This is a genomic window from Pseudomonas lundensis (assembly GCF_001042985.1).
Classification (GTDB): domain Bacteria; phylum Pseudomonadota; class Gammaproteobacteria; order Pseudomonadales; family Pseudomonadaceae; genus Aquipseudomonas; species Aquipseudomonas lundensis.
Genome location: NZ_JYKY01000042.1, coordinates 19,732 through 30,239, shown reverse-complemented (window position 1 = coordinate 30,239; position 10,508 = coordinate 19,732). Strand labels below are relative to the sequence as shown.

Annotated in this window: 8 protein-coding genes and 1 pseudogene; 6 read left to right on the top strand and 3 right to left on the bottom strand. The window is 59.1% G+C overall.

All coding sequences use genetic code 11. The annotated features are described in order from the left end of the window. The first annotated feature begins 73 nt into the window (after positions 1–73). From TU74_RS23835 to TU74_RS21750, 3 genes and pseudogenes are all read left to right on the top strand, one after another. Positions 74–927 (top strand): annotated as a pseudogene (locus TU74_RS23835) (IS5 family transposase). Positions 928–929: 2 nt separating this feature from the next. Next, positions 930–1,097 (top strand): HdeA/HdeB family chaperone, encoded by a 168-nt coding sequence (locus tag TU74_RS21755; protein WP_241485599.1) that lies wholly within the window; start codon positions 930–932, stop codon positions 1,095–1,097. A gap of 189 nt (positions 1,098–1,286) precedes the next feature. Further along, positions 1,287–1,823 (top strand): hypothetical protein, encoded by a 537-nt coding sequence (locus tag TU74_RS21750; RefSeq protein ID WP_047274694.1) that lies wholly within the window; start codon positions 1,287–1,289, stop codon positions 1,821–1,823. Here TU74_RS21750 and TU74_RS21745 read toward each other — a convergent pair. Next, complete coding sequence (locus TU74_RS21745; protein ID WP_047282426.1) at positions 1,806–4,280, bottom strand: autotransporter family protein; 2,475 nt, start codon at positions 4,278–4,280, stop codon at positions 1,806–1,808. The genes TU74_RS21750 and TU74_RS21745 overlap by 18 nt on opposite strands. Before the next feature lie 290 nt (positions 4,281–4,570). On the opposite strand from TU74_RS21745, the gene TU74_RS21740 reads away from it, so the two are divergent. After that, positions 4,571–4,903, top strand: coding sequence for a hypothetical protein (locus tag TU74_RS21740; RefSeq protein ID WP_052892163.1), 333 nt, complete (start codon positions 4,571–4,573; stop codon positions 4,901–4,903). Between the two features lie 18 nt (positions 4,904–4,921). Further along, positions 4,922–6,064, top strand: coding sequence for a PQQ-dependent sugar dehydrogenase (locus TU74_RS21735; protein WP_048377653.1), 1,143 nt, complete (start codon positions 4,922–4,924; stop codon positions 6,062–6,064). Positions 6,065–6,117: 53 nt separating this feature from the next. Here TU74_RS21735 and eco read toward each other — a convergent pair whose 3' ends face one another. Continuing rightward, entirely contained in the window at positions 6,118–6,600 is a 483-nt protein-coding gene (gene eco / locus TU74_RS21730; protein ID WP_047274691.1) for a serine protease inhibitor ecotin, read from the bottom strand. Between the two features lie 248 nt (positions 6,601–6,848). Here eco and pgm point away from each other — a divergent pair, with 248 nt between their 5' ends. After that, positions 6,849–8,489 carry a phosphoglucomutase (alpha-D-glucose-1,6-bisphosphate-dependent) gene (gene pgm, locus TU74_RS21725; RefSeq protein ID WP_047280656.1) on the top strand — a complete coding sequence of 547 codons (1,641 nt, stop codon included), beginning with the start codon at positions 6,849–6,851 and terminating at the stop codon, positions 8,487–8,489. Between the two features lie 61 nt (positions 8,490–8,550). On the opposite strand, the gene TU74_RS21720 is transcribed toward pgm, so the two are convergent. Next, the gene (locus TU74_RS21720) at positions 8,551–10,422 is read right to left on the bottom strand and encodes a DUF3857 domain-containing transglutaminase family protein (protein WP_047282424.1); all 1,872 of its coding nucleotides are present in this window, start codon (positions 10,420–10,422) and stop codon (positions 8,551–8,553) included. Between the last annotated feature and the right edge of the window lie 86 nt (positions 10,423–10,508).

Sequence of the window (10,508 nt, the reverse complement as noted above, 5' to 3'; positions counted from 1 at the left end):
CTCGGTGCTGTACGTAAACTCAAGAAATACGATTTTCTGTAAAATACACCGCCATTAAAGCCAGGAGGCCAAGATGGCAAAGCGGTATGAACTCCCCGACGCAGCCTGGGATCTGGTTGCAGATATCTTCACCAAAAATCAGCGCACCGGGCGCCCTCGGGCCGATGATCGCCTGATGCTAAACGGTATTCTCTGGGTGCTTTGCTCTGGCGCAGCCTGGCGAGACATGCCCGAACGATTCGGCCCTTGGTCAACGATCTATCAACGGTTCCGGGGATGGCGTGATTGCGGAGCTTTTGATCAGATGCTCAAGCGTCTTCATATCCGATTGAATGAGCAGGGTTTGATTGACTTGGAAACATGGATGATCGACTCCACTGCCGTACGAGCAACCCGGGCCTCATCAGGTGCCGGGAAAAAAGGGGATTTGAAGAACCGCAAGACCACGCGCTCGGGCGCAGCCGGGGTGGCCTGACGACCAAGATTCACATGCTGTGCGACGCCAATGGTGTGCCTCTGCGTTTCCTGTTGTCAGGCGGACAAGCCAGCGATATAGCCTATGCCCAACCGCTACTCGATCAGGCTTGCATACCCAGCCTGCGCGGTCGCCCACGCAAGCGTTGCCGCTGGTTGCTGGCTGACAAGGGTTACGACGCTGAAGCGCTGCGCCAGTATTGTGATCGTTATCGCATGCAGCCAGTCATTCCGTTGCGAAGCATGAAGCGCAAAACCAAGCCAGGATTGCCTCGACTTTTTGATCGCCCCAAATATCGGCAGCGCAACATCATCGAACGCATGTTTGGCTGGCTGAAGGAGAACCGTCGCATCGTGACGCGCTTCGACAAGCTCGCAACAAGTTTTGCGGCGATGGTCTCATTGGCCTGCGCTATGCGGTGCTTGCGACAATACTTTACGTACAGAGCCTAGGGTTGGGCGAAGCGGTCAACAAGTCGGGCAAAGTTGAAGATGCTGTACTGGACGTCGCAGGTGTCGAGAAAATTACACCGCTGATCGTCACCGCCTGCGAGAAGGATAAAAAGGCCAGCTTCGTGCAAAAACTGAAGGAAGAATGGGCGAAAGTTAAAAAAGACGTCTGACCCTCTGGCCTGTACTTGCTGCGAGTACAGGCCTTCCCTGATCCCATGTCCACGTGCAAGCTCTCCCTCGCACTAAATCTTCTTTGAATTTCTCTGTCTGCGTACGTTCTACATCCTTGCAGCCGCGCTTCAGCGCTTCAGGCCGTAGTAGACTGCCCGCGTTGTGTCTTTATTTGTCAGGGGAATCTTATGTTAATCAGGTCATTGGCCGAGCTTGATCGCATTCGAGACGAGTGCAAATCCATGGTGACCAAACGGTCAGCGGTCTCTGCGGGTGCGGCGGCCGTACCGATCCCCGGACTCGACATCGGCACCGATGTGGCCTTGCTGGTGGAGATGCTACCTGCCATCAACAGTAAGTTCGGTCTCACCCCGCAGCAGATCGAACAACTGGACACACGCTCCAAACGCCTGATCGTGGTGGCAGCGTCTGGCATCGGCAGCGAGATCATCGGCAAGTTTGTCAGCCGCACGCTGGTCATGTCATTGCTGCGCAAGATGGGCGTTAAAGTGGCCACCAAGTCCATCACCCGTTTCATTCCGCTGGTCGGGCAAGCCGTGGCGGCCACCATCAGCTTTGGCGTCATGAAAATGGTCGGCAACGATCACATCGAGGACTGCTACCAAGTCTGCCGTCAGGCGTTGCTGGATGAAGCCAAGCAGTCCACGGTCATCGAGATCGGGCCCGAAGATTACCGCCACGTTGACTCACCAACTCACCCGTAGACCCAGGGTGCCGCTGAGTCCTTCCTGGTTACGGCTGTCAATGTTGCTGCTGTAATCCGTACTCGCATAGACACTGACCGCAGGGTGAAGGCGGGCGACAATGCCCGCGCCGATGTCCACGGTGCTGGCGGTGTGGTCCGTGCGGGTTACGGGCTGGCCGTCATAAAGGGTGGCGTCACGGCCGCCGAAGCTGTGCCACAGGTTACTGCGCAGATAAGGCTCAACCGGGATGTTGGCGACTTCATAAGCGCCAGTCAGGCGTGCACCCACACGACCTTTCAGGTAGTCCTGGCTGTCGAAACCCACTCGCGAAATGCCATCATTGGCGCTGTCCATCGACACCCGCTGGCCAATGAGTTGCGCTTGCGGCTCGATTTGCCAGCGGTCTGACAAGGCAAGCGGGTAGCCCGCTTCAACGGACAGGCTGACACCATGCCCGTCAAGATCCAGCCTGGCCCCGCGTTCTGAACGGCTGCGTCCATCAAACCGGGTGCCCATAGCCACAACGTCAAGGTAGGCCGATTGCGGGCTGATCAAGGTCCAGTAAGCCCCCAGGCTGTCGCCATCGAGCCGAATATCACCGGCCTTGTTGTCCTTGAACCCCAGATTGAAGCCGCGCACGTCACCGTCCAGGCGCGCGTGGCTGACGAACACCCCGACGCGTTGCCGATAACCGTTGGCCTGCTCATGCCCATACAGGTCGTGACCGACTTGATAGCCGTTGATCGAGCCATCGAAACTCGGTGCAACCGTGCCCGACCAGCTCTGGCGCACCGCATTGCCGAAGGCACGGACCCAGCCTGCGGGCACCGCGTCTTTTTCTGTCAGCAGATGCTGATTGCCCTGACGCTCATGAAACGTTCCCAAGGTGGTCTGTGCCAGAAGCGCTGCGGCAGGTGGCACCACGGCATACAGCGGCACCTCCTGGCGGTACAGCACAATGCTTTCACCCGGCGCCGCCACCGGCAGCGGCGGTGTGCCTGCCGCCGGTGTCGGCGCCACAGGCGGTAAAGGGGGTTGTGGGGTCGGTTGTCCAGGCACCGGTTGCTCCGGCACGGCGGCCACAGCAGGTGGAGTGACCACTGAAGAACGCAAGAACCAGCTGTTTTCACTGCCCGCCGTAACCCCACCCTTGAACAGGTAGTACTGATACGCGCCTGCCGACAGGGGTTGGCCCAAGGTGAACGCCCCCGCACTGCTCACAGCGCCTTGATTAGCTTCTACAACCTGAATGCCATTGGCTGCCGTCAACGCGCCCGTACCGCCCACATTGGTCACGTTGATCGACGTGGTGCCGCTAAGGGTGCCTGAGGAGACGACCAGTGCGTCCGAGGCTGCGTTGTCGCCGGCCAACACGCTGTGCAGATTGAGTCGCGCGCCGTTGCCAGTGTAGTTGCCTACAATCGTCAAACGGTCCGATGTCGATGTGCCATCGGTTGTCAGGTCAATCAGTCCTGCGTTGTTCACCGTGACGTTTTGCCCGCTGGCAAACGCTTTTATCACGCCCTGACTGGACTCGACCCGGCTGGAGGCATCAAGGTTGAACACGCCCGTGCCACTTGTGCTGTCGCCCAGCGTCAGGGTGTCGTTGAGTGTCAGGCGCGAATCTCGGGTGAGGTTGATGGTTTCCCAGTTGATATAACGGGCGCCGGTCTCAGGGGCGCTGTTCTCGATACTCAGGCTGTCGGTGCCGAGCCCGCCATCAAGGGCGGGGGTGGAAGACAGGAGCGTTTCGCTGAGGTTGGCCAGTAACGCCGTGTCGTTATCCTCGCCCATCAAGACGGCGCCCTTGATCAGGCCTGCGTCACGCCAGACGAAGCGGTCATTGCCGAAACTCAGGCGAATTTCCCCGCCGACTGTGCCGCCCGTCACGGTGACGTCATCGTCGCCACCGCTGACGCTGATATTGCCCCCGATGCTGCCCCCCGACAGGATGATCGAATCCCGGCCAAACCCGGTGACCAGATTGCCGATGATTTGACCGCCAGACATGTCGAAAATGTTGTTGTCGAGCTTCATGTCGACCCGGCCGATACTGCCGCCGGTCATGTTGGCCACATCCCCATCTTCAAACGCCCCCACGATGGTGCCGCCGGTCATCAGGAAGGTATCCCGGCCGTCGCCCTGGGCAAGCGACTGGATCTGCCCGCCGCTCATCACAAAGTCATCAATGCCATCGCCTTGATTGACGACGCCGGTGATCAGCCCGCCATGCACCGTGATGCTGTCAGCCCCCGCCCCGAAGGTCACCGGGCCATTGATGCTGCCCGTGCTGTTGACGGGCAGTACCAGCGCGTTGTTACCCGACAAATCGATCAGCGAAGGCGCCGTGCCACTGTCACAGACGAAGCTGTCGTCACCGGCCGTGGGGCTGAACGTGCAGGCGGCATGGGCGTCATGCACAGCAAGGCTGAGCAGCGAGAGGGTGAAAAGCTGGCATTTTAGGCTGCGGGTCATGGGCACCATCCTGAAGCGATTCAAGGTTCCATCGAAACGCACCATCTCTGCGGATGGTCGAACTTAATGGGGTTATAAACCCATTGAATGCCCCGGATAAGCTGTCAAAAGTGACAGCTTGTGGTGCTCATGTTTGCGCTGTTTACTGGCAGGCTCGATCAACCTGCTCAACCATCAGCGATAGCAGGCCAGATTGACGGGGCTAGCGGGCTGCGCTAAAGCGTTTAAAACGAACCCTCTTGCTCGGGGATGATCCAAGTGTCATCGGTTCACGGCTAAAGGAGCGCCTCATGAAACCCCTCGTCTACGGTCTTTTGCTGTTGTTGACCAGCTGTGGCGTCACCGCACAGGCAGAATCTGGCAATCGCGCCCCGGTATTGGCGCAGAACACGGTCCAGACCACTCCGGCGCCCCCTGACAACACCTTGCGGCGTATCAACCCCAATAGCCGCCAGGGCAGCACCTCCAGCGCTCCACCCGTGCGCGGAGCCACTACCTTGCCAACGCCCCCTGTGCCAAGCCTCGAAAATGGCCAGATCCGCAACGGTTATCCGCGCCCCACAACACCGCCCGCGACACTCAAGCCCACGGCGCCGTCACTGCAACGGCAAAACACGCGTTAATCACACAAGGATTGGCAGATGCTGAAGAAAACCCTGCTGGTAACGCTGTGCGCCACGTCATTGTGCACGGCAACACTCACGGTCCATGCGCAGAACTCTTCGTCTGAACAGGGCGCACTGACAGTGGATACGGTCATCGGTGGCCTCAACCACCCTTGGGCACTGGCTTTTTTGCCGCAAAGGCAAGGCATTCTGGTGACCGAGCGGCCGGGCAATCTGCGGGTTGTCAGCCCCGACGGCAAACTTTCAGCCCCCCTCGGTGGCGTGCCGCAGGTCTGGGCCAAGGGCCAGGGCGGGTTGTTGGACGTCGTGCTATCGCCCAACTTCGCTAGCGATCGGCTGGTGTATTTGTCCTACGCCGAAGGTGGCGAAGAAGAGGGCAAGGCCGGCACCGTTGTAGGGCGTGGGCGGCTGTCAGACGACCTCACCAAGCTGAGCAATTTTGAAGTCATTTTTACGCAGGCGCCCAAGTTCTCAACCGGCAACCACTTCGGCTCACGCCTGGTGTTTGACCGTGACGGGTACTTGTTCATCGCGCTGGGTGAAAACAACCAACGCCCGACCGCGCAGGATCTCGACAAACTTCAAGGCAAAGTCGTGCGGATTTTCCCTGACCGGCGCGTGCCGGACGACAATCCCTTTGTCGATCAAGCCAAGGTGCGCCCGGAGATCTGGTCCTACGGCCATCGCAACCCACAGGGGGCAGCTCTCAACCCCTGGACCGGGGCTTTGTGGGCCCATGAGCATGGGCCAAAAGGTGGGGACGAAATCAACCTGATCGAACGCGGCAGCAACTATGGCTGGCCCATGGCAACCCATGGCATGGATTACTCCTCCACACCTATTCAGGAAGCCCAGGGTTCAGCGGTCGAAGGCATGAAAGGCCCGATTCATGTTTGGGAAAAGTCCCCCGGCATCAGTGGCATGGCGTTTTATGACGCCACGCGTTTCAAGCCCTGGCAGCACAATGTGTTCATTGGCGCATTGGCTGACCGCAACCTGATCCGCCTGCAACTGGAGGGGGACAAAGTCGTGCATCAAGAGCGCCTGCTGGGCGAATTGAACTCGCGGATTCGCGACGTCCGGCAAGGTCCGGACGGTTATCTGTATGTGCTGACCGATGAAAAAGACGGTGCGCTTTATCGCGTGGGTCTGCAGTAGCGTGAATACAGCTGCGGGCGCCACCCCGTATGGCCGTGGCGCCCCATAAGCCGTTACTCGGCAACGGCCTGCTTGATTTGCTTGGAGGCCGACCAGATGCGATAGCGCACTTCAATGTCCTTGGGCACGTACAGCACGATCGGTAACTTGCTGTTGTAACGCAGCATGAAACCATCCCCCACGACCGGCACGAATTCAGCGTGGGTTTTGCCTTCAGGGCAGGCCATCAGCGTTGTCGCCGGGCCGCTGACCTTGTTCAGGCGATACATAGGGTAACCCCAGCCTTTGAGCGTTTTCTCTTCCAGCTTGCCGCCCAGGCGTTGCTTGTTGCAATCCACTTGCAGGGTCTTGCCGGCAATGATCTGGACTTTGTAATCGTCTTCATTTTTTTGCGTCGGCAAATGAATGACTTGTCGGCTAAAGCCCTTATCGGCTTTAGGGTAGGGCGCCACGTCTTCCAGTTTGGCGGCGTTGGCAACGCCGCTCAGCGTACTCAACGAAAACAACAGTGCCGCGCTGATGACCAGTGGTTTCATGATGTGTCCTTAAATTCAGTGCAGAAAGAAAGCGTCCGGTTGGATCACGAAAACACCGGAAAGTGCCATAGTTTTGCCATGAGCCCGGTTTTGTTGCAAACCGGGTCATCGTCACGTGCCGCCATAGCGCCTGCGATCATCAAAAACGCAGGCAATTGCGCAGGCCCGGGATAGATCGCTTCTCGCCAGTGTCGAAGTGCCAGTAAACTGCGTTTTTTCCTCCGAATCATATATTTCCCGAGGTTTTCATGACACTCAGTCCTCTTGCGGGCAAACCGGCTCCAGCCCACTTGCTGGTCGATATTGCACGACTGGTGACCGCTTATTACACCGGTCAGCCCGATGCCAGCATTGCGACCCAGCGCGTCGCGTTCGGAACGTCCGGTCATCGCGGCAGCTCGTTTGAGTTGAGTTTCAATGAGTGGCATGTATTGGCCATCAGCCAGGCCATTTGCCTGTACCGTCAAGCGAAGGGTATCAATGGCCCGCTGTTCGTTGGCATCGACACCCACGCGCTGTCGACCCCGGCCGGGGCGAGCGCGCTGGAGGTTTTTGCCGCCAATGGTGTCGAGACCATGATTGCCGCCGCTGACGAATACACCCCGACCCCCGCCATTTCCCACGCCATCCTTTGCTATAACCGCGGGCGGACGTCTGGCCTTGCGGATGGCGTGGTGATTACGCCTTCGCATAACCCGCCTGAAAGTGGCGGCTTCAAATACAACCCGCCCAACGGTGGCCCGGCGGACACTGACGTCACTAAGTGGATCGAAGCTAAAGCCAATGAATTGCTGGCTGCCCGCCTGTCGGGGGTCAAACGGATCAGCTATGAGCAAGCGCTCAAAGCCAGTACCACGCACCGTCACGATTACCTGAACACCTATGTGGCGGACCTGAAAAACGTCATCGACATGGATACCCTGCGCAACGCCAACCTGCGCCTGGGGGTTGACCCGCTGGGCGGCGCAGGCGTGCGCTACTGGTCAGCAATCGGCGAGCATTACGGCTTGAACCTGGAGGTCGTGAACACCGCCGTCGACCCGACGTTCCGATTTATGTGCGTCGACTGGGACGGGCGAATCCGCATGGACCCGTCCTCCAGCTATGCCATGCAAGGCCTGATCGGCCTGAAAGAACGCTTTGATGTGGCCTTTGCCTGCGACCCGGATCATGACCGCCATGGCATCGTGACCCCGTCGGGTGGGCTGTTGGCGCCGAACAATTACCTTGCCGTCTCCATCGACTACCTGTTCCGCAATCGCCCGCAATGGCGCGCCGATGCGGCCGTGGGCAAAACCGTGGTCAGCAGTGGCTTGATTGATCGGGTGGCCGCGCGCCTTGGGCGTCGTCTGTACGAAGTCCCCGTGGGCTTCAAGTGGTTTGCCGATGGGCTGTTTGAAGGCTCGCTCGGCTTTGGTGGCGAAGAAAGTGCCGGGGCATCGTTCTTGCGGCGCGATGGCAGCGTCTGGTCGACCGACAAGGACGGCTTGATTCCGTCTTTGCTGGCTGCAGAAATGACGGCACGCACGGGGCGTGATCCGTCGCAGTTGTACCAGCAGATGACCGACGATCTGGGTCAGCCGTTCTCAACCCGCGTAGACGCCAAGGCGACGCCCGCGCAAAAGGCGCTGTTGGGCAAGTTGTCCCCGGAACAGGTCAAGTCGACGACCTTGGCCGGAGAAGCCATTACCCAAATCCTCAGCCATGCCCCCGGCAATCAGCAGGCTATTGGTGGCCTGAAGGTCATGACCGAAAACGGCTGGTTCGCGGCGCGTCCTTCGGGCACTGAAGACATCTACAAGATTTACGCTGAAAGCTTTATCGGCGACGCGCATCTCAGCCGACTGGTTGAAGAAGCTCAAGTGCTGGTCGATGCCGCTATCGCCTGACCCCACTGCAAAAAAAGCCTGATCCCTTTGCGGGGACCAGGCTTTTGCGCAAGGGCGGGGCTCAGCCCTGGGTGTTGAGTTGCACCCCTTGTTGCATCTGTTCGTTGCACGCTCGTGCTTCTTGCAGCATCGCCTCGAAGGGCGCGCTCATGATCGCGTCATGGCTCAGCCAACTGTGTTTTTGCGTCACTGAATACAGGTAGCGGTACTCACCTTTATTGCGCTGGCTGCTCAGTTCCAGGTCGAACCAGGGCGAGTTGACCGTGCAGGTGGCGATGACCTTGGCCACCTTGGCGCCCGAGAGGGTGATGTCGTAAGTCATCTTTTCCGGATCGCCCAGGTACAAATCCGCCAATTGCCCGGTGCGCCGATAGTTCATCAGGCTGTCCCAGCGCTCGGTCATGAAGGCGGGTTTATACATGAGTTGCCCGCCCAGATTCTCCAACGGGCGCAGGTTGGTCAGACTGGCGTGAACCGTGTAACGCTCCGGGACCACGAAACCGGTTTTTTCACGGGTGATGTTGCAGTCGCTGATCTCTTTGCCAAAGTTGTTACACAGGTTCAGGTCTGTGGCCGAGACCCCGGAATCGGTGTCGGCATAGCTCAGTTGCATCAGCATCATTTGCCCCATCTGCACCTGCGCCGTGGTGCGCGCCTGACCTTCGCGATTGAAGTGTTCAAACTTCTTGACGTCCATGCTCACCGTGGCGGGGGCTTCGGGGATGTGTTCCTGACGCACCGCGCCCTGTTCATCGATGACCAGCGCCCAGCGGTCCTGGATGTCCGGCATGCTGCGGCCCGGCATGAACACCGGATTGGTCGGGTCCAGCCACCAGACGTGGCCATTGACCTCGGCACGCACGATGGCGTGGTTGGCCGAGCTGGTGCCGGGCAACAACAGGCCCAGCGGGTTTGTACCCCGGCTGACCCAGGTGGTCTGCGCGTGGATGCCGCTGGCTTTCAACAGGGCCGTCAGCAGCACCGACAAATCCTTGCAGTCGCCGTACCCGCGCGCTTCGATCTCACTCAGGCTGAAGGGCACATACCCTCGGTCGGTGGCGCGCCAGTCGCCCATGTAGCGGTATTGATCATGGATATAGCGCATCAAGCCCGAGACTTGCTGTTCAGGCGGTAACCCTTTGAGCCCCGCGACGGCTTTTGCGGCGCCGTCAGGCAGGCGCGCAGCAAGGATGTCGTTGTAGCGCTTGGCGAGCGGGCCGAAGTGATCCTGTAACTGGCTGGAGCTGCCGATTTCAAGCCGCGGCACCTGGCGGATGTAACCATTGTTGGCTTCGTTGATGTAGTTCACAAAGCGCGGTTTCTTTTGCTCGACCACCAGGGTTTTGTGATCGGCCGACGGGGTGAAGGTGAAGTCCTCCATCAGCTCGCTGCGCCAGACAATGGGCTGCTCGGCGGTGAACGTGCCTTTGAACACATCGGTGCGAACCGGGCTCGGGCCGAAGGTCAACGCGTAATGGAAGTGCTCCATCAACGGTTTGGCCGTGGTGTGTTCGCGCACGGTATAGGTGATGGTCGTACCGACGCGCAGGTTGGGAAACGCAATGGAGGTTTGTTTGGCCCGCAAAAAGCCCTGATCCGGGTTGGGAGCCATGCGCGTGTCGATTTGCGATTCGGCCAGTGGCTGCGGTTGGCCACCGGGCTGGACTGAGTGGGCGTCGATAATCTCCAGCCGGTCCGTTTCAGGGAAGCTGAAATCAATGCGCGACAGCATCTCTCGCCCATTGTTGGTCAGGATCGTGTAGCGGTAGGTGGTGCTGCAGTCGCTGCTGGTGTCTCTGTTGAAATGGCACGTTCGTTGTGTTTCACCGGCCAGCGCAGCGTCTGACTCGGGTTGCAATGCCGCAAACGACGGCAGGCTGACCATCCCCAATGTTGCGCAAATCAATGATTTGCTGAAAGTAAAGCGGTGCATGAGCGCCTCAGGTTATTCCCTTAAAACAGCACCCTGCTACGTTTTATTGGTCGTTGAATGGCGGTGGAGGGTGCTGCGCGAGCGGC

Coding starts and splice junctions, on each gene's coding strand:
- TU74_RS21750 (WP_047274694.1), top strand. CDS start 1,287: ATGTTAATCAGGTCATTGGCCGAGCTTGATCGCATTCGAGACGAGTGC.
- TU74_RS21745 (WP_047282426.1), bottom strand. CDS start 4,280: ATGACCCGCAGCCTAAAATGCCAGCTTTTCACCCTCTCGCTGCTCAGC.
- TU74_RS21740 (WP_052892163.1), top strand. CDS start 4,571: ATGAAACCCCTCGTCTACGGTCTTTTGCTGTTGTTGACCAGCTGTGGC.
- TU74_RS21735 (WP_048377653.1), top strand. CDS start 4,922: ATGCTGAAGAAAACCCTGCTGGTAACGCTGTGCGCCACGTCATTGTGC.
- eco (WP_047274691.1), bottom strand. CDS start 6,600: ATGAAACCACTGGTCATCAGCGCGGCACTGTTGTTTTCGTTGAGTACG.
- pgm (WP_047280656.1), top strand. CDS start 6,849: ATGACACTCAGTCCTCTTGCGGGCAAACCGGCTCCAGCCCACTTGCTG.
- TU74_RS21720 (WP_047282424.1), bottom strand. CDS start 10,422: ATGCACCGCTTTACTTTCAGCAAATCATTGATTTGCGCAACATTGGGG.